Source organism: Stenotrophomonas sp. YJH_SMC_10 (assembly GCF_059371555.1).
This window is the reverse complement of record NZ_JCAFUS010000008.1, coordinates 157695-180148: the sequence shown is the minus strand read 5'-3', so window position 1 is coordinate 180148 and position 22454 is coordinate 157695. Positions and strand designations below refer to the sequence as shown.

The window sequence follows — 22454 nt, the reverse complement described above, 5'->3', positions numbered from 1 at the left end:
CGTCCTTTGTGCTGGACTGATGGTGGATCGTTGCAGGAAGGATGAGAGCCGCGCGTCAATGCTTGTCGAACCACACTGTCTGCGCGTTGACGAATTCACGGATGCCGAAGTGCGAGAGCTCGCGGCCGAAGCCGCTCTTCTTCACGCCGCCGATCGGCACGCGGGGGTCGGAAGCGGAGAAGCCGTTGACGAACACGCCGCCGGTCTGCAGCCGGCGCGCCAGCTGCATGGCACGGGCGCGGTCGCCGGTCCACAGGTTGCCGCTGAGGCCGAATTCGCTCTGGTTGGCCAGTTCCACTGCGTGGTCGGCGTCACGGGCGCGGCTGATCGAGGCCACCGGCCCGAACGTCTCCGTATCAAAGGCCTGCATGCCCGGCTCCACGTCCGCCAGCACGGTGGGCGCATAGAACGCGCCCGGGCGATCGAGCTGATGGCCACCGACGAGCAGCTTCGCGCCTGCGTCCACCGAGGCGCGCACCTGCGCGTCCAACTGTTCCAGCAGGTCCTGGCGTGCCATCGGCCCGATGCGGTTGCCTGCCTCGCGGCCATCGCCGATGGTCAGTGCCTGCACCTTCTGGCAGAACTGCGCGACGAAGCGGTCGTACACCGCGTCTTCAACGATGATCCGCTTGCCGGCAATGCAGACCTGCCCGGTATTCTGGAAGCGCGAGGCCACCGCCGCGTCCACGGCAGCGTCCAGATCGGCATCGGCCAGCACGATGAACGGATCCGAGCCCCCCAGCTCCAGCACCACCTTCTTCAGCGCCTGCCCGGCCTGGGCGGCGATGCTGCGGCCGGCGGCCACGCTGCCGGTCAGGGTGACTGCCGCAATGCGGTCATCGGCAATCGCGCGGCTGGTGCCCTCGCGGCTGATGTTGGCGGCGATGAAGGTGCCTTCCGGCAGCCCCGCGTCGCGCCAGGCGGCGTCGAGCAGCTGCGCGGTACCGACGATGTTCTCGGCCGGCTTCAGCAGGAAGCCATTGCCACCCATCAAGATCGGCACCGCCGCGCGCATCACCTGCCAGTACGGGAAATTCCACGGCATGATGCCCAGCACCACGCCCAGCGGCAGGTAGGACACGTAGGCCTTGTCATCGGGCACCTGGGTGGGTTCGTCACGCAGGAACTGCGCGCCGTGGTCGGCGTACCAGTCGCACAGCACGGCGCACTTCTCGATCTCGGCCAGTGCTTCGGCCTGGACCTTGCCCATTTCGGCAGTGGCCAGCGCGGCCAGCTTTTCACGGTCACGGCGCAGTACGGCGGCCATCGCACGCAGCACTGTGGCCCGCTGTTCGAGGCTGCTGGCGCTCCAGGCGGCGAAGCCGGCCTGGCCACGCTCGAGGATCGCATCCAGTTCGGCATCGGTGGCGAAGGGATGGCTGGCGATCTGCTGGCCGGTAGCCGGATCGCGGGAAATGGCGGTGGTGGGGGCAGCGGACATGCAGGGCTCCTGTTGTCTCGACAACGGGCGGTGGCCCGTCTTCTGCACAGGAATGTGGACCCGATTGGCGGAGGCAACAAGGCGTCTGCCTATCCTGTGACCAGCACTTACCTGGCTGAATGGGGACAGGTGCCGGCAGGCCGCTGTAGTGCCGGCCGCTGGCCGGCAACCTCAAAAGCAGAAGCTGGCCGTCCGTGGGATGGCGGTTTTCCGCAATCTGTCGGAACGACTCTCGGGGTCAGATCCGTTATCCGAAGGAAAATGGATCTGACCCCGGAATCTCATTCGATATCCCACGGAATGTCCGCTGTTGCTGTTGCTTCTGAGGTTGCCGGCCAGCGGCCGGCACTACCGCGGGTGCAGGGCTGCAAGCCCTGCCGAACAGCCCTACTTTCGCGGCAGGTAAGTCACCAGGGAAAGATCGTGCCGGCTCTCCGGCACCAGCGCCACGTACTGCAGGTCCAGCAGCCCGCGCGTGGGATGGTTCAGCTTCTTCGCACCCTCATCGAACCGGCGCACGTCGTGCTCCGGCCACCACTGGCGGAATTCTTCGCTGTGCGCGGCGAGGTCCTCGACCAGCGCCAGAAACGGCGCCTTGTCCGGCGCCTGGGCCATCGCCGCGCGGAAGCCGGCCAGCAGGCCACGGGTCATTTCTTCCCAGTTGAGGATCAACGTGCGGTACGGCGGGTACAGGAACATCAGCCGCAGCGTGTTGCGCTCATGCGGCGCCAACTGGCTGTAATCCACGAACAGATCGGCAATGGCCGGATTCCAGGCCAGGATGTCAAAGCGGGTGTTGCGCACGTAGGCCGGGATCGGCTGCATCGCCTCCACCAACTGGCGCAGGCCATCGGTCACGCTCTCGTCCGGCGACTCCAGCGGCACGCCGTAGCCGGACAGCGCAAACGCATAGGCGCGCTCGTCGTCGCTCATGCGCAGCACCTGCGCCAGCCGCTCCAGCACCTCGGGCGAGGCGCGCACTTCACGGCCCTGCTCGATCCAGGTGTACCAGCTGACGCTGACCCCGATCGCCAGCGCGACTTCCTCGCGTTTCAGGCCCGGGGTACGCCGGCGCCCGGCCGGCAGGCCGAGCGTGGCGGGGTCGACACGGGCGCGGCAGGCCTTGAGGAAGCCGCCCAGTTCCTTGCGTTCACTTTCGCTGCGCATCATCGCCCTCCGTTGCGGAAGGCGATGCTATCCGCGCAGGCGCGTCGATCAGGCATCGACGCGCTTGGAGCCCACGGCCAGGCCGGCCTTGAGGCTGGCCTCGACGAACTCGTCCAGGTCGCCGTCGAGCACCTTCTGCGTATCCGAGCGCTCGATGCCGGTACGCAGGTCCTTGATACGGCTCTGGTCGAGCACGTAGTTGCGGATCTGGCTGCCCCAGCCGATGTCGGACTTGGTGGCTTCCACCGCGTCCTTCTCGGCGTTGCGCTTCTGGATCTCCAGCTCGTACAGCTTGGCGGCCAGCATCTTCATCGCGTTGTCGCGGTTCTGGTGCTGGCTGCGGCCGGTCTGGCAGGCCACGACGATGTTGGTCGGGATGTGGGTGATGCGCACCGCCGACTCGGTCTTGTTCACGTGCTGGCCACCGGCACCGGACGAACGGTACACGTCGGTACGCAGGTCGGCCGGGTTGATGGTGATGTCGATGTTGTCGTCGATTTCCGGCGACACGAACACCGAGGTGAAGCTGGTGTGGCGGCGATTGTCCGAGTCGAACGGCGACTTGCGCACCAGGCGGTGCACACCGGTCTCGGTCTTCAGCCAGCCATAGGCATAGTCGCCTTCCACGCGCAGCGTGGCCGACTTGATGCCAGCAACGTCGCCGCCGGAGACTTCCATCAGCTCGGTCTTCCAGCCACGCGATTCACACCAGCGCAGGTACATGCGCAGCAGGATCTCGGCCCAGTCCTGGGCTTCGGTACCACCGGCACCGGCCTGGATGTCGACGAACGCGGCCGCATTGTCCATCTCGCCGGAGAACATGCGCTGGAACTCCAGCTTCTCCACGTGCGCCTGGTGCTTGTCGAGGTCGGCGACCACGGCCAGAGCGGTTTCCTCGTCCTGCTCGGACTCGGCCAGCTCCAGCAGCTCGGTGGCGTCGGTCAGGCCATCGAGCACCGAGGCGATGCCGCCCACGGTCTTTTCCAGGCTGGAACGCTCGCGGCCCAGGTTCTGGGCGTATTCGGCGTTGTTCCAGACGTCGGGGCTTTCCAGCTCCCGCGTTACTTCTTCAAGACGCTCTTTCTTGGCGTCGTAGTCAAAGATACCCCCGAAGCGACAGCACGCGATCGGTCAGATCGGTGATGCGCTGGCGGACAGGATTCAGTTCGATCATGTCGGCGGTCGTACATTCAAAAGATGACTGGTGATGATACCGCAGGCGGCGGGTGCCCGGAATGAGGGCCCGGGCAGGCTGCGGGCGGGCGCGAGCGTGGTCCACCGCCGCAGCCTCCGGACCGGGCGATGGCCGCCATGGGCCGGGAGCGGCTGAGCGGCAGCCGCCCCCCCCCCCCCAGGGCATCGATGCTCTGCGGCCGACGACGGTGTCCCCGGCCCAACCCACCGGACCGCGGCCGCCAGCCGATCACTACTTCACCTCGAACTCGCCTACCAGCACGGTCTCGGCACGGTCCTTCAGCCGCATCGTCACGCTCTGGTCCTTCTGCTTCGGCGTACCCCAGTGGGTGGTCAGGCGCAGCATGAGCGTGGTGGCACCGGTGACCAGCTGCTGGCGGCTGCCGAAGTAGTTGGCCTCCACCTTGTACCTGCCCGGCTTGGCGTTGCGCAGCGAGAACTGCTCAGGTCCATAGCCACCGGTGAAGTCCTCCGACATCTGCCCGCCCTGGTAGGTCAGGCGATTGCCGTAGTACGCGCGCTCGCCGTTCGGGTCGGTCACCCACAGGTCCATGTCGCTGTTGTCGGCATCCCAGGACAGCACCACGCGCAGGTCCAGCGGCATTGCCTGCAGCAGGCGCGGGTCGATGGCCGAGGTATCCAGCCGCGGCGTGCTGCGTGCCACCAGGTTGGTCAGCTCATCCAGGGCAACCAGCGCGATGCCGTCAAAGCGGCTGTCCCACGGCCGCACCACCACCTGGTACAGCGGCGCCAGGGCCTGCTGCGGCTGGCCGGCCGCTGCCAGTGCCAGGCCCAGGTCGCGGAAGCTCTGCGGTTCCTCCTGGCCCATCGCCAGCACCTGCTCGAATACCGGCACCGCCAGTGCGGGCGCGTCGGCCTGCATCAGCCGGTAACCGAGCACGCGCAGCAGGTGGCGGTTGTCCAGCTCCATCTCGGCCAGGTTCGACAGCACCCGCAGCGCCAGCTCGCGCTGGCCCTGCTCCATCAGCAGGTCGGCCACATCGAGGAAGAACGCGCTGCTGTCGGCGTGGGCAGCGCGCTCGGCCAGATAGCGGTCATAGAGCTGCGATGGCGGCCCCTGGCGCAGGCGCCGGGCGACGGCCGAGTCCGGCTGCCAGGCCGCCAGCTGGATGCCAAGCTGGCCATCGTTGGCGGCTGCAGCGGCATCGACCGAGCCGCCGGTGACCACAATCGAATCCAGTGCATTCTCCGACGCGGGCGCCGGACGACGCGCGCGTGCGCTGCTGGCCTGCATGCGCTGTTCTGCCGCCGCGGCCATCGGTGCAGGCGCGGGCGGTGCCGCGGGCGCCGGTGCGACGAGCATCGCCATCGGCGCTGACTCGGCAGGATAGTCGGCCGAAGCAACGTCCAGCGCTGTTTCCTTGGCCCGCGGCGGCGCACCCTTCGGCCAGCTGCGGCTCCACCACTGCTGGCGCTCCTTCCAGCGCGCAGCCACCTGGTCCAGGCGCTCGCGATCGGCAGCAGCGCGGTCAGTCACCTGCCGTGCGAACCGCGCATCGTAGTCCGCGCGCAGCTTGCCGGACGGACGGATGGCATAGCGCAGGTAATCCTCCAGCGTCTCCAGCACGATCAACGAGGTGTCCGGCCCGACCAGGCCAAGCTGCTGCGACAGGCGCTGCATGGCCTCGCGGTTGCCGCGGCGGTCGACGGCCAGTTGCTGCAGGCGCGCCTGCGCCCACAGGCCGGCCAGCAGTTCGCCGTCATCGCTTTTCTGCGTGGCCGGCAGCGCCTGCCATTCGCCGCCACCCACGCGCACCCGCATCGGCACGCCGTCGGCTGCCAGTCGTGCATGCAGCCACAGCCAACCCTGGGCTTCACTGCGACGGTCGATGACCACGTCCTGCACGCCGCGCCCCGCATCGACCTGCACATCCAACGGCGACGCCAGCAGCGCATGCGCGGCCGCGTCGACATCCTTGCCCAGCGCGACGAAACGGCCGCCATGCGCCTCACTCCAACCCCGCAGTCGCACGGCATCGGTGCGCGCGCCGGCGCTGCTGACCGCAAACAGGCGTTGATCCGGCGCCATCGCCGGCAGCTGTTCCGGCCCATAGGTCAGCAGGCCATCGCTGAACAGCAGGTATTCCTTCACGCTCGATTGCGGCTGCCACTGCGCCAGCGCGCTGGCACCGTCCGGGCGCACGGCCTGCAGGGCTGCGCGCAGCTCGCTCCAGTTGCCGGCGCGGATACGGAATCGACGCACCGGCTCGGCGCGATCCCGCAGCACGGTCAACGCCACGGTGCCGTCACCCAGCGCAGCGAGATAGCGATCCAGCAGGGCGAACTCACGTGTGCGATCGCGCTGGCCCGCCGAGCCGGAACCATCCCACAGCAGCCCGATTTCGCTGGGCAGCGTGCGCGGCGTGCTGGTGGCCGCCAGCGGCAGCTGCGCCAGCAGGTAATGGCCGTCCTGCCAGGGCGCCACCTGCACCTGTGCCTGGCGGGCTGCCGGCAGGCTCCACTGCAGTTGCTGCGGCAGCTGCGCACCCCTGCCCTGCCACTGCAGCTGGCCCGCGCTGATGCGGAAGGGTGCCGTACCCGCAGTAGTCGCGCCGGGGGCCTGCAGTTTCAGCTCAACCGAGGCTGCACCGGCGGCAAACTGCAGCGGCAGTATCCACTGCCAGCCTTGGCCGGCGAAGGCCAACGACTCGCGGATCACCAGCTGCACGCGCCGGCTGCCGCCGGCCGGCAGCGGATAGATGCGCAGCCGGAACTGGTTGCCGGCGGTCTGTTCCAGCAGCCCCGGGTCGACGCCAAGACGGGCGATCTCCTCGAACACCTGGCGGCCGCGGTCCTTGGGCACCGGCACCGCGTCACGCATCTCGCCGTTGATATCCAGCGCGAAGCCGCTGATCTGCTGGCCATCGGCCAGCGGGAACTGCAGCTCGCCCTCCAGCACACGCCGGTTGGGGTTGTGGAATTCCAGCGTGATCCGGGTCTGGGCGATGCCGGCCTGCACCTCGCCTTCGATGCGGGCTTGTCGTAATTGAACCGGCTGCTCAGCCGCCGGCGCGATCAGCAGCGGCGTGGCAGCCTGCGGCCGGGAGATCGGCGGCGACTGCGCGCCAGCGGGCCAGGCCGCAAGGGCCAGCAACAACACGGTGCAGAAACGGGCGAAGACCATGACCGGACTCCAGTGGGATCGTAAATGCTTGAACGCATCAGTTCGACGATCGGGGTTGACGTCGTACGACGCTGGCCCTCAATTCCTCCATTGCCCACCATGGGGAACAAGTCCGCCCTGCCAAGGATGCCTATGAGACACGCCCCGCTCGCCTTCCTGCTCGCCCTGCCAGGATCGATAGCCACAGCCGCCCCAGAATCCCACGAAGGGTTGTTCTATCAGCACCTGGACTGGGTTGTCGCCTGCGACAATACCCGTACCTGTCGAGCTGCCGGCTACTCCGGCAGCAGTGACAGCCCTTTGAGTGTCCTGCTCACCCGTGAGGGTGGGCCAGATCAAGTGATCGAGGGCCGCCTGGCACTGCAACCGGACAAGGGCCAGGCCCAGCCCAAGGGCCTTCTGAACCTGCGAATTCAAAAGCAGGACTTGGGCGCTTTGACGCCGGACACCGTGGCCGGCATGTACTCAATGAGTGCCACCCAGACCCGCGCACTGCTGTCCGCATTGGTTAGTGATGGAGGAATCAAGGTAACCGATAACACCGGCCAGCGCTGGACGCTTTCGGACAAGGGGGCGGCAGCTGTGCTGCTGAAGATTGACGAATACCAGGGTCGTTTGGGTACTCCGGGCGCGATGCTGCGCACAGGCAGCTCACCTGAAGCCGGAGTGTTGGCCGCGCAACCAGCAACGGTGATCCGTCAGGCATCCACGCTGGACTCTACGCGCGATGACGCGGCACTCACCACGATTGCGGCCTCTGTGGAACTCAGAGCTGCATTGCTCGCCACCCCCAAAGGACCACAATGCGAAGGACTACTCGCAGCCAAACTGGATCCTTCGATCAGCAACTCACCACTGAAGGTCCGCCGCCTGGACGCAGTGCATCTCCTGGTCAGCGTTCCGTGCTGGCATGCGGCCCACAACGACGGTGTCGGCTACTGGGTCATTCGCGAGCAGCCCCCATTCCAACCGAGCTGGGTAACCAATGATGCCTACCACTATGAGAATGGCCAGATCGTTGCCTATAGAAGGGAGCTTGGTCCAGTCGAATGCACATTCGAGTACACGTGGACCTGGAATGGCGCACGCTTCATTGGAACCTCCGCCGTGAGGGGTGTCATGTGCGGTCCTCACGCGCTCGATGGCGTCTGGAAGCTGCCGACTCTCGTTTCAGAAATACGCTGATTCCGGAACTTTCGCTCCACCAATGACGGATGACCCACCTCAACGCGACTCTCTTCCCCACGAGTAAGGATGCCGATGCGACCCTCCCTGCCCGCCGCCCTGCTGGCCCTGGCCTGCCCAGTGAGCGCCATTGCCGCTGTCCCCGCCAAGAGCCTTTACTTCCAGCATCACGACTGGATGCTGGCCTGCGACAACACCCGCACCTGCCGCGCCGCCGGCTACCAGGACGATGTCGGCGCCAACTTGCCGGTGTCGGTGCTGCTGACTCGCAAGGGCGGACCCGGCCAGCCGGTCAGCGCCGAACTGATGCTGGGCCAGTACGACGAGGTCACGCTGCCGACACAGCTGTCGCTGCAGATCAACGGCAAGGATCTGGGCGCGCTTTCGTTGACCGCAGACACGGCGACACTGTCTACAGCGCAGACCAAGGCACTGCTGGCCTCGCTGGCGCGCAGCAGCCGCATCGTGGCGGTCGGCAACGATGGCCAGCGCTGGACGCTGTCCGATCGTGGCGCCTCGGCGGTGCTTCTGAAGATGGACGAATTTCAGGGCCGGCTGGAGACTCCCGGCGCGCTGATGCGCAAGGGGTCGCGCGCCGAAGCCTCAGTTCCTCCCGCACTTCCGGTGCCTACGCTGGTTCTGGCGCCATTGGTGGCGGCACGAGCCACCGATGCCGCACTGGAACACTCACCCGCACTGCGCGCGGCGCTGGCCGCGGCCAACCCGGGCGGCGACTGCGTCGCACTGACACCCGAAGGCCTGCCGATGGTGGATGGCCCGCAGGCGCTGCGCGTGACCCGGCTGGGGAGGACTTCCCTGCTGGTGTCTACGCTCTGCTGGCGTGGCGCCTACAACGAAGGCATCGGCTACTGGGTGGTGAACGATGCACCGCCCTTCAAGGCCACGCTGGTGACCGCATCGGGCGGCGATGACGATGGTCGGGTAATCAGTTCGGCGCACAAAGGCCGCGGCTTAGGCGATTGCTGGTCCACCGCGAGTTGGGGCTGGGACGGGCGCCACTTTGTGCAGACCGATGAATCCACCTCCGGCCTGTGCCGGCTGGTCGCGGCCGGGGGTGCATGGCACATGCCGACGCTGGTGACCGAGGTGACGCCCTGAGCTTGGCCAGTTGATTGGATCCACGCATGGCGTGCCGCCCACGGCCCCCGCACGCGAAGCGTCGCTCAAACCGGCAGGCAGTGCTCCACGATCAGCTGGATGGCGCTGCCGCCACGGTAGTCATCGCAGGCCAGCCGGTAGGCCAGGTGGACGTGACGTGATGGCGCGTTGCCGTGCCAGCCGCCGAAATGGATGGCGTTGATCGTGCCGGGTACGCCGGGCAGGCGCAGTTCCAGCTTCAGGTGACGCTCCTTCAGCACGCGCCAGTTGGCCACTTCGAAGTGGCCGTCGAACAGTGGCTCGGGGAAACCCTGGCCCCACGGCCCGGCCAGGCGCAACGCATCGGCGTGGCGATGGTCCAGCTCGTCCGCGGCCAGCTCGCCGTCACTGAGCACCTGCTGCTGCAGTGCCGCCGGATCGAGCATCTCCAGCACCACGGCGACGAAGGCGGCCTTGAAGTCATCGACGTGGTCACGCCGCAGGCTGAGCCCGGCCGCCATGGCGTGGCCACCGAAGCGTTCGATCAGGCCCGGGTGGCGCGCATCAACCAGCGCCAGGGCGTCACGGATGTGCAGGCCGGGAATGGAGCGCGCCGAGCCTCGCAGGGTGTCGGCGCCGGGTTCGGCCGGGGCGAAGGCGATCACCGGGCGATGCAGGCGATCCTTCATCTTCGATGCGACCAGGCCAACCACACCCGGATGCCAGTCGGCATCGAACAGGCAGGCCGCCACCGGTCGCTGCCCCGACATGTCGAGCACCATGCGGGTCAACGCCTGCTCGGCGTCATCGGTCATCGACTGCTGCACCGCGCGGCGTTCTGAGTTGATCTGCTCCAGCGTCTGCGCGATCTCCCGCGCCTGGCGCGGGTCTTCGGTCAGCAGCAGCGCGATGCCCAGCGCCATGTCTTCCAGCCGGCCCGCGGCATTCAGGCGCGGGCCGAGCGCGAAGCCGATGTCGGTGGCAGTGAGCCGCGCGGCATCACGGCCGCTGGCTTCGATCAGCGCACGCAGGCCGACACAGCCCTGCCCCGCGCGCAGGCGCCGCAGGCCCGCGCTGACCAGTGCCCGGTTGTTCGGATCCAGCGCCACCAGGTCGGCGACGGTGCCGACCGCCACCAGGTCCAGCAGCGTGGTCAAGTCCGGCCCCTTGCCATCGGCGAAGACGCCGGCCTCGCGCATGTGCCGGCGCAGCGCCATCAGCACGTAGAAGATCACGCCGACGCCGGCCAGTGACTTGCTGGGGAAGGCATCACCGTCGAGATTGGGATCGACGATGACATCGGCCGGCGGCAGCTGCGGCCCGGGAAGGTGATGGTCGGTGACCAGCACCTGCCAGCCGCGCGCCTTGGCCGCGGCCACGCCCGCATGGCAGGCGATACCGTGATCGACGGTCACCAGCAGGTCCGGCTGCAGCGCAGCCAGTTCCTCCACCAGCGACGGCGACAGGCCATAGCCATGCACCATGCGGTTCGGCACCGCGTGGAAGACGTGTTGCGCGCCGAGCATGCGCAGGCCGCGCACGCCGACCGCACAGGCGGTGGCGCCATCGCAGTCGAAATCGCCGACCACCAGGATGCGCCTGTCATTGGCGATGGCCTCGATCAGCAGGCCCACCGCATCATCGATGCCGGTCAGCAGCTCCGGCGCGTGGAGGCTGCCCAGTTTCGGCAGCGCCAGCTCTGGCGTACCTGCGCCACGGCTGGCATACAGGCGCGCCAGCAGTGGCAGCGTGCCGTCTGGCCAGCTGCCGGGTACGACCGCATCGCGGCGACGGATCATCGGCGTATCGGAGCAGGAGTGCGCAGCGTCGGCGGCAAGGGACATCGGCATCGCCGGGTTGCGGAAGACATCCCCATGATAGCGCGCGGTCGGATCTCTCTGCCCGCAGGAGGCTCCACCCCGATCGCGAGCATTTGGAATTTGCCAGCATATCTTCCATGCTTGTCGGCCCGGAAATGGACTTCAACGCATGCATCGCACGCTCCTTCCCGCGCTGCTGGGCCTCGCCCTGGCCCCGGCCACCCACGCCGCCACGCCCGAACCGAACGCCGGCGTGCAGTTCCAGCACAACGACTGGTCGCTGGCCTGTGACAACACCCGCACCTGCCGCGCCGCCGGCTACAGTCCGGAACAACCCGGCAACCTGCTCAGCCTGATGCTGGAACGCGCGGGCGGCCCGGGTACGAAGGTGCTCGCGCGGCTGCGCAATGGCGAGGATGGCGAAAGCGCGACGCCGGCCGGGGCGCTGCGCCTGCGCCTGAACGGCAAGGACCTGGGCCCGGTGCGCGATACGGGCGACGGGGACAAAGTGTTGTTGCAGCAGGCACAGACCGATGCACTGGTCGCCGCACTGCCGCGCCAGGCACGCATCGAGATCATCGACGGCAAGGGCAAGGCGTGGCCGATCTCCGACAGCGGTGCAGCGGCCGTACTGCTGAAGATGGACGAGGCCCAGGGCCGGCTGGGCACGCCCGGTGCGTTGGTGCGGCGTGGCGACAAGCCCGAAGCGAGCGTGCCTGCGGCATTGCCGGTGCCAGTGATCATGCGCGGCACGCTGGTGGCTCCGCGCGCCTCCGACGCGGCACTGGCGAAAGCACCGGGCCTGCGCAAGGCACTGATCGCCAGCCTGCCGAAGCCGGATGAGTGCGGCCGCCTGAGCGAGGGCGGGACGGATGAGATCGAGATCCAGCGACTGGACGCCCAGCATGTGCTGGCAAGCACCAGCTGCTTCATGGGTGCCTACAACTTCAGCAGCGGCTACTGGGTAGTGCAGGACAAGGCGCCGTACGAAGCACGCTTCGTCACGTCCGATGCGGAAGACTTCGATCGCGACGACGCTACGTTGAGCGGTCGTTTTCGCGGGCGCGGCGTCGGCGACTGCATCTCCGGCCACGACTGGGTCTGGGATGGAACGCGTTTCGTGAAGGCCAGTGCGTTCACTACCGGGCAGTGCCGGGGCGTAGCGGGCGGGCACTGGACGCTGCCGACGGTGGTCAGCGAGGTTCGTTGAGGCGCCGCTACCTGCGGTAGTGCCGGCCGCTGGCCGGCAACCCCGGGAAACATCGGGGTCAGAGCCATTTTCCGATGGCAAACGGATCCGATCCCGCTCGGCCGAGGCCCCGATCAGTCGTGGAGCTGGCGCGGCTTCTTCCAGAACTGCCAGCGCTGGCCGCGGTCGAGCTGGAACTGCAGACCGTCCTCGAAATCCAGTACCAGCCGCTGCAGTTCGCCACGCTTCAGCGCGGCCAGCAACGGCCGGATCGCATCGTTGCCGAGCTGCTGCAGCGAACGCAGCTGGCGCAGATCAACCAGTGCGTCCACCGCCTGCTCGCCGTCGACCGCCACACCGGCGGCCAGGGCCAGGCCCTGCAGCAGCGCGTCGCGGCTGCGCACCTGCGCGTGCGGCGTGCTGACCGACACCGGCATCACGCCACCGCCCCAGAACCACAGCGAATTGATCGGCTGCTGTCCCTGCGCGGCGCGCTGCTGGTTCCAGGAATGGTTGTGCAGCAGCACCTGCGCCTCGGTCATCAGCGCCCGCCAGCGGCGGCCGCCCTCGCCTTCCGGCAAGTGCGAGAACAGGTCATCGCCGAGGACCTCGTCCGGACTGTCGAAGTCCGGCAGGACCACGTCGATCGGCAGGCGCAGGTACCAGCGCGAAGGATCGGGTGCATCAAGCACGAACCCGGCATCGGCGAACAAGGGCTGCAGCACCGGCAGCAGGGCCAGGCTGTCGGCCAGCGTCGGCCGCAGCGTTTCGCCGTAGGCCATCATCCGCGCGCCATGCATGTCCGGCACCATGCAGGCCGGATCGGCACGCAGCCAGCTGGCGCCAGCGGCATCGCCGACATCGCGCTGGCGGGTCAGCGCGGCCACCGGCCAGTGCGGCGCGGCGACCGAGAAATGGCGTGACAGCTGCGCGCGTTCGCCCGGCGCGACCTGCACGGTCGTGGCACGGCCGAGCGCACGTGCCACATCGTCCGGCAACGCTGCCGCGGCAAAGCGGCTGCGCGCCGGCAACAGCAGGGTCGCCGTCGCCACCCGGTCAGTCCACGTAGCTGACGCTGACGATCTCGTACTCGCGCTGGCCGGCCGGGGCGTCGATCACGATCGAATCGCCTTCCAGCTTGCCGATCATCGCGCGCGCCACCGGCGAGGAAATCGCGATCAGGCCCTGCTTGATGTCCGCCTCCAGGTCACCGACGATCTGGTACTTCCTCTCTTCGTCAGTTTCCACGTCGGCCAGCGTCACGCTGGCGCCGAACACCACCTTGGAGCCGGCATTGAGCTTGCTCACGTCGATGATCTCGGCGTGCGACAGCTCGCCTTCCAGCTGCTTGATGCGGCCTTCGATGAAGCCCTGTTCCTCGCGCGCGGCGTGGTACTCGGCGTTCTCCTTCAGGTCGCCATGCTCGCGCGCTTCGGCGATGGCGGCGATCACCTTCGGGCGCTTGACCGACTTCAGGTGATCCAGTTCGTCGCGCAGCTTCTGCGCGCCCTTCATGGTGATGGGGGCTCTCATGCATTCAACTCCTTGTGCAGCTCCTGCAGCGACCAGACGGGACCGGTGCCGCGGAATTCCAGTGAATCCACCAGCGCCTTGGCGCCGGCAATGGTGGTCGAGTAGGTGACGCGATGCTGCAGCGCCTCGCGACGGATCGAGAACGAGTCGTTGATCGCCGAACGACCTTCGGTCGTGTTGACGATGTAGACGATCTCGCCGTTCTTGATCGAGTCGACGATGTGCGGACGGCCTTCGACCACCTTGTTGATGATCTCGCAGTCCATGCCGTGCTGCTGCAGCCACGCGGCGGTGCCACGGGTGGCGACCAGGCTGTAGCCACGCGCCAGCAGCGCCTTGGCCACCGGCAGCACGCGCTTCTTGTCCGGATCACGCACCGAGACGAACGCCTTGCCGACCGGCGGTGCCTTGATGCCACCGGCCTCCTGCGCACGCGCGAAGGCGGCGTTGAAGCTGCGGCCCACGCCCATCACCTCACCGGTGGAGCGCATCTCCGGCCCGAGGATCGGGTCGACGCCCTGGAACTTGGCGAACGGGAAGATCGCTTCCTTCACCGAGTAGTAGTCCGGCACGATTTCCTTGGTCGCGCCCTGCTCGGCCAGCGTCTTGCCGGCCATGCAGCGGGCGGCGATCTTGGCCAGCGGCATGCCGGTGGCCTTGGACACGAACGGCACGGTGCGCGAGGCACGCGGGTTCACTTCCAGCAGGTAGATGGTGTCGGCACCTTCGTCGCTGGTCTGGATCGCGAACTGGGTGTTCATCAGGCCGACCACGTTCAGGGCCTTGGCCAGCTCCACCACCTGGCGGCGCAGTTCGGCCTGGGTTTCAGCCGACAGCGAGTACGGCGGCAGCGAGCACGAGGAATCGCCCGAGTGCACGCCGGCTTCTTCGATGTGCTCCATCACGCCACCGATCAGGACGTTGCCGTCCTTGTCGGCGATGATGTCGACGTCGCACTCGACGGCGTTGTCGAGGAAGCGGTCCAGCAGCACCGGCGAATCGTTGGACACCTTCACCGCGTCGCGCACGTAGCGGGCCAGGTCGGCTTCACCGTAGACGATTTCCATCGCACGGCCACCCAGCACGTAGCTCGGGCGCACCACCAGCGGGTAGCCGATCTCGCGGGCCAGCAGCAGGGCTTCCTGGTCGTTGCGGGCGATGCGGTTCGGCGGCTGCTTCAGGCCCAGCTTGTCGACCAGCTGCTGGAAGCGCTCGCGGTCTTCGGCCAGATCGATCGAGTCCGGGCTGGTGCCGATCACCGGCACGCCGTTGGCTTCCAGCGCGCGCGCCAGCTTCAGCGGGGTCTGGCCGCCGTACTGCACGATCACGCCCTTCGGCTGTTCCAGTTCGACGATTTCCAGCACGTCTTCCAGGGTCAGCGGTTCGAAGTACAGGCGGTCGGAGGTGTCGTAGTCGGTCGACACGGTCTCCGGGTTGCAGTTGACCATGATGGTTTCATAGCCATCCTCGCGCAGCGCCAGTGCCGCGTGCACGCAGCAGTAGTCGAACTCGATGCCCTGGCCGATGCGGTTCGGGCCACCGCCCAGGATCATGATCTTGTCGCGGTTGCTCGGCGCGGCCTCACACTCGTCCTCGTAGGTGGAGTACAGGTAGGCGGTGCCGGTGGAGAACTCGCCGGCGCAGGAGTCCACGCGCTTGTAGACCGGGCGCACCTTGTGCGCACGACGCAGCGCGCGGATGGCGGCTTCGTTGGTGCCGGTCAGCTGCGCCAGGCGCGCGTCGGAGAAGCCAGCGCGCTTCAGCTTGCGCAGGCGTGCGGCGTCCAGCGCGTCGATGCCACCGGCAGCGACTTCGCCTTCTGCAGCGATGATTTCCTCGATCTGGTCCAGGAACCAGTGATCGATGAACGACAGCGCGTAGATCTCTTCCACGCTCATGCCGGCGCGGAACGCATCGGCGACGAAGAACAGGCGCTCCGGGCCGGGCGCCTTCAGCTCGCGGCGCAGGGTCTGCAGGTCGTCTTCGTTGGACAGGTCCAGCCCGGTCGGATCGAAGCCGACCTTGCCGGTCTCCAGGCCACGCAGGGCCTTCTGCACCGACTCCTGGAAGGTGCGGCCCATCGCCATCACCTCGCCCACCGACTTCATCTGGGTGGTCAGGCGGGCGTCGGCGGCCGGGAACTTCTCGAAGGCGAAGCGCGGGATCTTGGTGACGACGTAGTCGATGGACGGCTCGAACGAGGCCGGGGTCAGGCCGCCGGTGATCTCGTTCTTCAGTTCGTCCAGGGTGTAGCCCACGGCCAGCTTGGCGGCGACCTTGGCGATCGGGAAGCCGGTGGCCTTGGAGGCCAGCGCCGAGGAACGCGACACGCGCGGGTTCATCTCGATGACGACCACGCGGCCGGTCTTCGGGTTGATGCCGAACTGCACGTTCGAGCCACCGGTATCGACGCCGATCTTGCGCAGCACGGCGATGGAGGCATCGCGCAGGCGCTGGTATTCCTTGTCGGTCAGGGTCTGCGCCGGCGCCACGGTGATCGAGTCACCGGTGTGCACGCCCATCGGGTCCAGGTTCTCGATCGAGCAGACGATGATGCAGTTGTCCGCAGTGTCGCGGACCACTTCCATCTCGAACTCCTTCCAGCCCAGCACCGACTCTTCCACCAGCACTTCGGTGGTCGGCGACAGTTCCAGGCCGCGGCTGACGATCTCGACCAGCTCTTCGCGGTTGTAGGCAATGCCGCCACCGCTGCCGCCCAGGGTGAAGCTGGGGCGGATGATGGTCGGGTAGCCGACGCGGGTCTGGATTTCCAGCGCTTCGTCCAGGGTGTGGGCGACGGCGGCGGTCGGGCATTCCAGGCCGATCTCACCCATGGCCACGCGGAACAGCTCGCGGTCTTCGGCCATGCGGATCGCTTCGCGCTTGGCGCCGATCAGTTCGACGTTGTACTTCTCCAGCACGCCGTTGTCGGCCAGGTCCAGCGCGCAGTTCAGCGCGGTCTGGCCACCCATGGTCGGCAGCAGCGCGTCGGGCTTTTCCTTGGCGATGATCTTCTCGACCGTCTGCCAGTTGATCGGCTCGATGTAGACGGCGTCGGCCATCTCCGGGTCGGTCATGATCGTGGCCGGGTTGCTGTTGACCAGCACCACGCGGTAACCCTCGTCGCGCAGGGCCTTGCAGGCCTGGGCGCCGGAGTAGTCGAACTCGCAGGCCTGGCCGATGACGATCGGGCCAGCACCGATGATGAGGATGGTCTTGAGGTCAGTGCGCTTGGGCATTTTCTTCTCTAAGTCAGTACAGCGTGACAAGGGGGGTGATCGCACGCTGTCGATCAGGAATCTTGATCCGCAGCGCCGCGCCGGGGGCAGCAGCGATGCGGGGTTTACGGTCCATCGCGACGCCACCGGCAGGCCGGCGGCGTACTGATCACGCCTTGGCCTGCTCCATCAGCACCACGAAGCGGTCGAACAGCGGACCGACGTCGTGCGGGCCCGGCGACGCTTCCGGATGGCCCTGGAACGAGAACGCCGGCACGTCGGTGCGGGCGACGCCCTGATTGGTGCCGTCGAACAGCGAACGGTGGGTCACGCGCAGGGTCGGCGGCAGGGTTGCTTCATCGATCGCGAAACCGTGGTTCTGCGAGGTGATCATCACCCGCCCGCTGTCCAGGTCCTGCACCGGGTGGTTGGCACCGTGGTGGCCGTGGCCCATCTTCATGGTCTGCGCGCCCGAGGCCAGGCCCAGCAGCTGGTGGCCCAGGCAGATGCCGAAGGTCGGGATCTTCACATCGATAAAGGTCTTGATCGCCTCGATGGCGTAGTCACACGGCTCCGGGTCACCCGGGCCGTTGGACAGGAACACGCCGTCCGGCTTCAGTGCCAGCACTTCGGCGGCCGGGGTCTGCGCCGGCACAACGGTCACTTCGCAGCCGCGCTCGGCCAGCATGCGCAGGATGTTGGTCTTCACGCCGAAGTCATAGGCAACGACCTTGAACCGGGCCGGCACGCTGACGAAGGCATTGGCATCCAGATCCAGCTGGCCCTCGGTCCAGGTGTAGGTCTTCTCCGTAGTGACGACCTTGGCCAGATCCATGCCCTTCAGGCCCGGGAACTTGCGGGCGGCTTCCAGTGCCTTTTCCACGTCGATGTCGCCGGCCATCAGCGCACCGTTCTGCGCGCCCTTCTCGCGCAGGATGCGGGTCAGCTTGCGGGTGTCGATGCCGGCGATGGCAACCACGCCACGCTGGATCAGCCAGTCCTGCAGCGACACCTGGCTGCGCCAGTTGCTGGGACGGCGCGGAACATCGCGCACGATCAGGCCGGCCGACCACACCTTGGACGCTTCATCGTCCTGGTCGGTCATGCCGGTGTTGCCGATATGCGGATAGGTCAGCGTGACCATCTGCCGGGCGTAGGACGGGTCGGTCAGAACTTCCTGATAGCCGGTCATGGCGGTGTTGAACACCACCTCACCGACGGACAGGCCGGGCGCGCCTACGGATTCGCCCTCGAATACGGTGCCGTCTTCGAGGACGAGGATTGCGGCTTGGGTCACGGGAATCTCACTTTGGCTACCGAGGGGGCTGCCGAAGTCACGCCTGCGCTTCACGGAAATCCGGTTGCAAAAAAGCGCGGACGTACGGTCTGGGACCGGTCCGGCTTTCGTGATTCGGCGAGTGCGAATTGTAGCGCTGCCGGGGCGCTCGCGCCAGCGGTTATCGCGCTTCATGAACAGGCGATTGCGCATTCATTTCAATCCGGCGGCGTATGCGGCACCCGCTACCGGATAGTGCCGGCCGCTGGCCGGCAATCCCATTGGCGCCCCGTAACCCAAGGTTGCCGGCCAGCGGCCGGCAACTACCGCCTTACGCCAGCAGGTCCCGCACCCGGTAGCTGCCCGGGCCCCGGCCCTGCAGCTGGCGGGCGGCGAACAGGGCGCCGCGGGCGAAGATATCGCGGTTGGTGGCCCGATGCACCAGCTCGATGCGCTCGCCCAGCCCGGTGAACTGGACCAGGTGCTCGCCGACAATGTCGCCGGCACGCAGGCTGGCGTAGTGCGGCTCCGCCCCGCCCCGCTGCGCGGCCGCACCCAGGGTCAGCGCGGTGCCCGACGGCGCGTCCTTCTTCTGGGTGTGGTGCGATTCGACGATGTCGCAGTCCCAGCCGGGCAGCGCCTGCGCCGCGCGCTCGACCAGCTCGTCCAGTACCGCCACGCCCAGGCTGAAGTTCGAGGCCCAGACCAGCGGAATCTTCGCCGCTGCCGCCTCCAGCGCCTGGCGCTGCGTGCTGGAGATGCCGGTGGTGCCCGACACCAGCCCGGCCCCACGCTCCACGCACAGCGCCAGCAGCGGGTCGAAGCCCTCCGGCAGGCTGAAGTCGATCGCCACGTCGAACACCGGCGCGCCGGGCAGTTCGCTGGCACCGAAGAACGGCACGCCGTCGACCACGCGCTGCGCCGGCGCACGGCCGGTCACCGCGGCCACGATCTGCAGGGTTTCGGGATGTTCGGCGGCCAGCCGCAGCAGGGCCTGGCCCATGCGCCCGGAGGCGCCGTGAATGAGCAATCGCAGGGGAGTCTGGTTCATGCCTGCAGGCTAGCGGCAGCACGCCCGCTCCGGCAAGCGCCATCGCTGTGACGCTGCATGCTCTTTGATTGAGGGCGCTCATTCCTCGCGACGCACGGTGTTGCCTGCGCGCAACTGTCAGGCCGTTCGACTCCGGCGGTGACGGGTTTGCCACTGGACGCGACAACGCTCCGCTTCAAGTCTGTGGCCCTCCCTTCAGCCGGGGCAACACCCATGAAATCCTCGACCGTCTTCAGCAAGTGCGCAAGGAAGACCGGCTTTGCCGGGACGTCGACGACCCGCTACCGCTTGTTGGATGCCGCGCTGCTTGTCGTGAATCACCAGCGTGCCAGCGAAAGCCGGGGCTTCTATGTGAATGCTGGACTCTACTTCCCAGAGCTGCTCGCGTATCCGCTCGCGCCTGACGATCTTGAAACGGCCTTCCGGTACCGCTCCAGCATTCCCACGCCCCATGTCGACTGGCGGATCGAAGAAACGCCGGGCCTGCGCCGGGCCTTCATCCAGCAGGATCTTGAAGATCTGCTCGAGGCCGGCAATCGCGACGCATTGAAGGCCCTGCTGCTCGATGCCCTGGCGGACGTGGCGGGTTTCGCAGCAGCCCATGGAAACCGCGCGTCGGTGCGGCGCCTGAACCGGGACGGGAACTTCCGGGCGATCATCCGCAGAGAGGTCTGAACACTGAGAGCGTGCGAAACAAGGTTCGCACCCACCGGACGGCCGCCGCCGAGCATGGCTCGACGCTACCTCTTGGTCGGCCCGCAGCTGTCGCAACCGCCACAGGCACCCGCACCGCCGCTCGCCGGCGGCGCGATCTTTCGCCCCAGCGCCTGCGCCCAGGCCGCGCGGCCCGGCTTCAGCAGGGCCAGCGCCAGCGCCCCGCGCAGCGTGCGCACGGTGCCGGGGAACTGCTTCTTCAGCACCACCCAGGCACTGACCAGCACGGCCACCGCGATGATCAGGTACTGGACCAGCAGACCGGTATCCATCAGCCGCCTCCCAGCGCCCTGGTCACCTGGTAGGTGATCAGCGCGGCCACATAGGCCGCCGCGAACAGGTAGAACGCCGCGAAGCCCATCTGCTTCCACGAGTTGGTCTCGCGCTTGATGGTGGCCAGCGTCGAGATGCACATCGGGGCGTAGATGTACCAGACCAGCAGCGACAGAGCCGTGGCCAGCGACCAGCCATCGCTGATCAACGGGGTCAGTGCCTGGCTGGCGGCATCGTCGTCGGCCGCCGACAGCGCATACACCGTCGCCAGCGACGACACCGCCACTTCACGCGCGGCCAGGCCCGGAATCAGCGCGATGCAGATCTGCCAGTTGAAGCCCAGCGGCGCGAAGAATACGGCCATCGCATGGCCGATCCGGCCCGCGTAGCTGTAGTCGATCGCCGGCAGGGTGGCATCGACCGGGGCCGCCGGGAACGACAGCAGCACCCACAGCAGGATGGTCAGCGCCAGGATGATGCCCCCGACGCGCTTGAGGAAGATCATGCCGCGCTCATACAGGCCCACCGCCAGGTCACGCACGTGCGGCAGCCGGTAGGACGGCAGCTCCAGCATCAGCGGGTGCTCGCTCTTGTCGCGGCGCCACTTCTTCATGATCCACGACATCGCCAGCGCACTGAGGATGCCGGCCGCGTACAGGCCGAACAGGACCAGGCCCTGCTGGTTGAACACCCCCCACACCGTCTTCTGCGGAATGAACGCACCGATCAGCAGCGCATACACCGGCAGGCGCGCCGAGCAGGTCATCAGCGGTGCGACCAGGATGGTGGCCAGGCGGTCACGCGGATCCTGGATGCTGCGCGTGGACATGATGCCCGGCACCGCGCAGGCGAAGCTGGACAGCAGCGGGATGAACGAGCGGCCGGACAGGCCGGCGGCAGCCATCATGCGGTCGAGCAGGAACGCCGCACGCGGCAGGTAGCCGGATTCCTCCAGCACCAGGATGAAGAAGAACAGGATCAGGATCTGCGGCAGGAATACCACCACGCCACCGACGCCGGCGATGATGCCGTCCGTCAGCAGGCTGGCCAGCGGACCCTCCGGCAACACGCTGCCAACGAGAGTACCGAGCCAGGCGAAGCCAGCCTCGATGCCGTCCATCAGCGGCGTCGCCCACGCGTACACGGCCTGGAAGATCAGGAACATCACCACCGCCAGGCTGATCAGCCCGAACACCGGGTGCAGCAGCCAGCGGTCCAGTGCGTCGTCGATCTTCGCGGTCCGCGCCGGCATCCGCACGGCGACTGACAGGATCTCGCGCACCCTGGCGTGGTAATCGATGCCACCTTCCGGGCCCGGCACCGGTGCATCCAGGTGCGGCACCATCGCGTCCAGGCGCTCGACCAGGGCCCTGGCCCCCTGCTTGCGCACCGCCACGGTCTCCACCACCGGTACGCCCAGCTCGCGCTCGAGCGCGGCCACGTCCACCTGGATGCCACGGCGCTGGGCCGCGTCGACCATGTTCAGGGCCACCACCATCGGCTTGCCCAGTTCGCGCAGCTCCAGCGCGAAGCGCAGGTGCAGGCGCAGGTTGGTGGCGTCGATCACGCACAGCAGCACGTCCGGCGCCGCTTCGCCCGGGTAGAAGCCCCGGCACAGGTCACGGGTGATCGCCTCGTCCAGGCTGGCCGGATGCAGGCTGTAGGCGCCCGGCAGGTCGAGCACGGCGAATTCACGGCCGGACGGCGCACGCAGGCGGCCTTCCTTGCGCTCGACGGTAACGCCGGTGTAGTTGGCGACTTTCTGCCGGCTGCCGGTCAGCTGGTTGAACAGCGCGGTCTTGCCACTGTTGGGGTTACCGACCAGTGCGATGCGCAGGGGGGCGGAGGCGGCAGTAGCGGTCATGCACGGCGTTCCTGACTGACGGCGTCGACCACGACGCGCTTGGCTTCACTGATCCGCAGCGCGAACCGGGTGAACCCGACCTGCACCAGCAGCGGCTCGCCCCCCACCGGACCCTTGGCCACCAGGCGTACTTCCTCGCCATTCACGAAACCCAGCTCGCGCAGGCGACGGGCAATGGCATCGTTGGCATGCAGGTCCTGCACGGACTCGACCACGGCCGAGGTGTGCAGCGGCAGTTCGGACAGCGTCATCTAGCGTGTTCTCTGCTGGATGTAAATGGTTCTCG

18 protein-coding genes are annotated in these 22454 nt (G+C 67.5%); 4 read left to right on the top strand and 14 right to left on the bottom strand.

Features of this window, described 5'->3' with window-relative positions:
- Nucleotides 1-55: 55 nt before the first annotated feature.
- The 5 genes from AC5P9C_RS12460 to AC5P9C_RS12440 all read right to left on the bottom strand — a co-directional run bounded on the left by AC5P9C_RS12460 (nt 56) and on the right by AC5P9C_RS12440 (nt 6947).
- The gene (locus AC5P9C_RS12460) at nt 56-1441 is read right to left on the bottom strand and encodes an NAD-dependent succinate-semialdehyde dehydrogenase (RefSeq protein ID WP_057495110.1); all 1386 of its coding nucleotides are present in this window, start codon (nt 1439-1441) and stop codon (nt 56-58) included.
- A gap of 387 nt (nt 1442-1828) precedes the next feature.
- Nucleotides 1829-2611, bottom strand: coding sequence for a helix-turn-helix transcriptional regulator (locus AC5P9C_RS12455; protein ID WP_057495109.1), 783 nt, complete (start codon nt 2609-2611; stop codon nt 1829-1831).
- 45 nt (nt 2612-2656) lie between these two features.
- Nucleotides 2657-3782, bottom strand: a protein-coding gene (gene prfB / locus AC5P9C_RS12450) for a peptide chain release factor 2 (RefSeq protein WP_343543211.1) whose coding sequence is annotated in 2 segments (ribosomal slippage) — nt 2657-3706 and nt 3708-3782 — 1125 coding nt in all. Because the reading frame shifts where the segments join, the coding sequence is not laid out codon by codon here.
- Entirely contained in the window at nt 3705-3887 is a 183-nt protein-coding gene (locus AC5P9C_RS12445) for a hypothetical protein (protein WP_495205174.1), read from the bottom strand. Before AC5P9C_RS12445 ends, prfB begins: the two co-directional genes overlap by 78 nt.
- Before the next feature lie 147 nt (nt 3888-4034).
- Nucleotides 4035-6947 carry a DUF2135 domain-containing protein gene (locus AC5P9C_RS12440; RefSeq protein ID WP_343542461.1) on the bottom strand — a complete coding sequence of 971 codons (2913 nt, stop codon included), beginning with the start codon at nt 6945-6947 and terminating at the stop codon, nt 4035-4037.
- 24 nt (nt 6948-6971) lie between these two features.
- Between AC5P9C_RS12440 and AC5P9C_RS12435 the strand changes: the two genes are divergently transcribed.
- Both AC5P9C_RS12435 and AC5P9C_RS12430 read left to right on the top strand, forming a co-directional pair.
- A complete protein-coding gene (locus AC5P9C_RS12435) occupies nt 6972-8132 on the top strand; it encodes a DUF1176 domain-containing protein (protein ID WP_343542464.1) in 1161 nt (386 codons plus the stop codon).
- A gap of 75 nt (nt 8133-8207) precedes the next feature.
- A complete protein-coding gene (locus AC5P9C_RS12430) occupies nt 8208-9251 on the top strand; it encodes a DUF1176 domain-containing protein (protein ID WP_343542466.1) in 1044 nt (347 codons plus the stop codon).
- 65 nt (nt 9252-9316) lie between these two features.
- Here AC5P9C_RS12430 and recJ read toward each other — a convergent pair whose 3' ends face one another.
- A complete protein-coding gene (gene recJ, locus AC5P9C_RS12425; RefSeq protein ID WP_343542468.1) occupies nt 9317-11074 on the bottom strand; it encodes a single-stranded-DNA-specific exonuclease RecJ in 1758 nt (585 codons plus the stop codon).
- A gap of 145 nt (nt 11075-11219) precedes the next feature.
- Between recJ and AC5P9C_RS12420 the strand changes: the two genes are divergently transcribed.
- The gene (locus AC5P9C_RS12420) at nt 11220-12260 is read left to right on the top strand and encodes a DUF1176 domain-containing protein (RefSeq protein ID WP_343542470.1); all 1041 of its coding nucleotides are present in this window, start codon (nt 11220-11222) and stop codon (nt 12258-12260) included.
- 113 nt (nt 12261-12373) lie between these two features.
- Here AC5P9C_RS12420 and AC5P9C_RS12415 read toward each other — a convergent pair whose 3' ends face one another.
- The 5 genes from AC5P9C_RS12415 to dapB all read right to left on the bottom strand — a co-directional run bounded on the left by AC5P9C_RS12415 (nt 12374) and on the right by dapB (nt 19317).
- Complete coding sequence (locus tag AC5P9C_RS12415) at nt 12374-13291, bottom strand: phosphoglycerate mutase (RefSeq protein ID WP_049464323.1); 918 nt, start codon at nt 13289-13291, stop codon at nt 12374-12376.
- 4 nt (nt 13292-13295) lie between these two features.
- The gene (greA, locus tag AC5P9C_RS12410; RefSeq protein WP_495205173.1) at nt 13296-13760 is read right to left on the bottom strand and encodes a transcription elongation factor GreA; all 465 of its coding nucleotides are present in this window, start codon (nt 13758-13760) and stop codon (nt 13296-13298) included.
- An 8-nt stretch (nt 13761-13768) separates the two neighbouring features.
- A complete protein-coding gene (carB, locus tag AC5P9C_RS12405) occupies nt 13769-17011 on the bottom strand; it encodes a carbamoyl-phosphate synthase large subunit (RefSeq protein ID WP_049464325.1) in 3243 nt (1080 codons plus the stop codon).
- 148 nt (nt 17012-17159) lie between these two features.
- Nucleotides 17160-18287, bottom strand: coding sequence for a glutamine-hydrolyzing carbamoyl-phosphate synthase small subunit (gene carA / locus AC5P9C_RS12400; RefSeq protein ID WP_049464327.1), 1128 nt, complete (start codon nt 18285-18287; stop codon nt 17160-17162).
- A 310-nt stretch (nt 18288-18597) separates the two neighbouring features.
- Nucleotides 18598-19317 (bottom strand): 4-hydroxy-tetrahydrodipicolinate reductase, encoded by a 720-nt coding sequence (dapB, locus tag AC5P9C_RS12395; RefSeq protein ID WP_074726322.1) that lies wholly within the window; start codon nt 19315-19317, stop codon nt 18598-18600.
- A 213-nt stretch (nt 19318-19530) separates the two neighbouring features.
- Between dapB and AC5P9C_RS12390 the strand changes: the two genes are divergently transcribed.
- Entirely contained in the window at nt 19531-19992 is a 462-nt protein-coding gene (locus AC5P9C_RS12390) for a DUF4304 domain-containing protein (protein WP_057495100.1), read from the top strand.
- A gap of 65 nt (nt 19993-20057) precedes the next feature.
- Here the strand turns inward: AC5P9C_RS12390 and AC5P9C_RS12385 are convergent, their stop codons facing one another.
- Genes AC5P9C_RS12385 through AC5P9C_RS12375 form a run of 3 tightly spaced genes read right to left on the bottom strand, consistent with a single transcriptional unit; the run spans nt 20058 to nt 22419 of the window.
- The gene (locus AC5P9C_RS12385) at nt 20058-20303 is read right to left on the bottom strand and encodes a DUF6587 family protein (protein ID WP_270953068.1); all 246 of its coding nucleotides are present in this window, start codon (nt 20301-20303) and stop codon (nt 20058-20060) included.
- A complete protein-coding gene (gene feoB, locus AC5P9C_RS12380) occupies nt 20303-22168 on the bottom strand; it encodes a ferrous iron transporter B (protein WP_057495098.1) in 1866 nt (621 codons plus the stop codon). The genes AC5P9C_RS12385 and feoB overlap by 1 nt, the downstream gene beginning before the upstream one ends.
- Nucleotides 22165-22419 (bottom strand): FeoA family protein, encoded by a 255-nt coding sequence (locus tag AC5P9C_RS12375; RefSeq protein ID WP_049464336.1) that lies wholly within the window; start codon nt 22417-22419, stop codon nt 22165-22167. Before AC5P9C_RS12375 ends, feoB begins: the two co-directional genes overlap by 4 nt.
- Between the last annotated feature and the right edge of the window lie 35 nt (nt 22420-22454).

Coding starts and splice junctions, on each gene's coding strand:
- AC5P9C_RS12375 (WP_049464336.1), bottom strand. CDS start 22,419: ATGACGCTGTCCGAACTGCCGCTGCACACCTCGGCCGTGGTCGAGTCC.
- AC5P9C_RS12420 (WP_343542470.1), top strand. CDS start 11,220: ATGCATCGCACGCTCCTTCCCGCGCTGCTGGGCCTCGCCCTGGCCCCG.
- recJ (WP_343542468.1), bottom strand. CDS start 11,074: ATGTCCCTTGCCGCCGACGCTGCGCACTCCTGCTCCGATACGCCGATG.
- AC5P9C_RS12390 (WP_057495100.1), top strand. CDS start 19,531: ATGAAATCCTCGACCGTCTTCAGCAAGTGCGCAAGGAAGACCGGCTTT.
- AC5P9C_RS12435 (WP_343542464.1), top strand. CDS start 6,972: ATGCTTGAACGCATCAGTTCGACGATCGGGGTTGACGTCGTACGACGC.
- carB (WP_049464325.1), bottom strand. CDS start 17,011: ATGCCCAAGCGCACTGACCTCAAGACCATCCTCATCATCGGTGCTGGC.
- AC5P9C_RS12460 (WP_057495110.1), bottom strand. CDS start 1,441: ATGTCCGCTGCCCCCACCACCGCCATTTCCCGCGATCCGGCTACCGGC.
- AC5P9C_RS12385 (WP_270953068.1), bottom strand. CDS start 20,303: ATGGATACCGGTCTGCTGGTCCAGTACCTGATCATCGCGGTGGCCGTG.
- AC5P9C_RS12430 (WP_343542466.1), top strand. CDS start 8,208: ATGCGACCCTCCCTGCCCGCCGCCCTGCTGGCCCTGGCCTGCCCAGTG.
- feoB (WP_057495098.1), bottom strand. CDS start 22,168: ATGACCGCTACTGCCGCCTCCGCCCCCCTGCGCATCGCACTGGTCGGT.
- dapB (WP_074726322.1), bottom strand. CDS start 19,317: ATGAACCAGACTCCCCTGCGATTGCTCATTCACGGCGCCTCCGGGCGC.
- AC5P9C_RS12455 (WP_057495109.1), bottom strand. CDS start 2,611: ATGATGCGCAGCGAAAGTGAACGCAAGGAACTGGGCGGCTTCCTCAAG.
- AC5P9C_RS12440 (WP_343542461.1), bottom strand. CDS start 6,947: ATGGTCTTCGCCCGTTTCTGCACCGTGTTGTTGCTGGCCCTTGCGGCC.